The following is a 501-nucleotide window of genomic DNA, read 5'->3' as shown; positions in this document are numbered from 1 at the left end:
CCGGAGCTGCTGCGCAGATCAACCAGATCCGTGTCAGCATGAGCTTCGGGCGCAAGCTTCCTTGACAGTATCGTGGCGGGACCGGAGGGTCATCATGATAGTCGTGTCTCGGGAAAGCCGGTGAAATTCCGGTGCGGTCGCGCCACTGTAACCGCCAATATTGCGGGAGCCAGACCCCGTGCACGCCTTCAGTCCTTTCACCCCGGACGCGTATCCGGAAGGAGATCGCCATGACCTACATCACTGCCGCCCCCGGCACTCACACAGCTCCGATCCCCCTGCGCGAGATCGCCCCATGGGCCATTTTTGCTGGGCTGATTGCGCTCCTGGCACTGTATTTTGTCAGCACCGAACAGGGCGCCGTTGCGGTGTTCGACGGGATGTACGTGCATGAATTCGTGCATGATGCCCGCCATCTCCTTGGCTTTCCCTGCCACTGACGGGAGGGGAACATGGGACGTCTTTTGCTGCTCGGCATGATTGCTGGGCTGATCGCGGGTC

Annotated in this window: 1 protein-coding gene; it reads left to right on the top strand. The window is 60.9% G+C overall.

The window, feature by feature from the left end; genetic code table 11:
- Positions 1–230 precede the first annotated feature (230 nt).
- The gene (locus CK240_RS18100; protein ID WP_095641531.1) at positions 231–440 is read left to right on the top strand and encodes a CbtB domain-containing protein; all 210 of its coding nucleotides are present in this window, start codon (positions 231–233) and stop codon (positions 438–440) included.
- Positions 441–501 lie beyond the last annotated feature (61 nt).

Origin of the sequence: Paracoccus salipaludis, assembly GCF_002287065.1 — a bacterium.
Classification (GTDB): Bacteria; Pseudomonadota; Alphaproteobacteria; order Rhodobacterales; family Rhodobacteraceae; genus Paracoccus; species Paracoccus salipaludis.
Note: the sequence above shows the minus strand (reverse complement) of the source record. Positions and strands in the feature narration are given on the sequence as shown.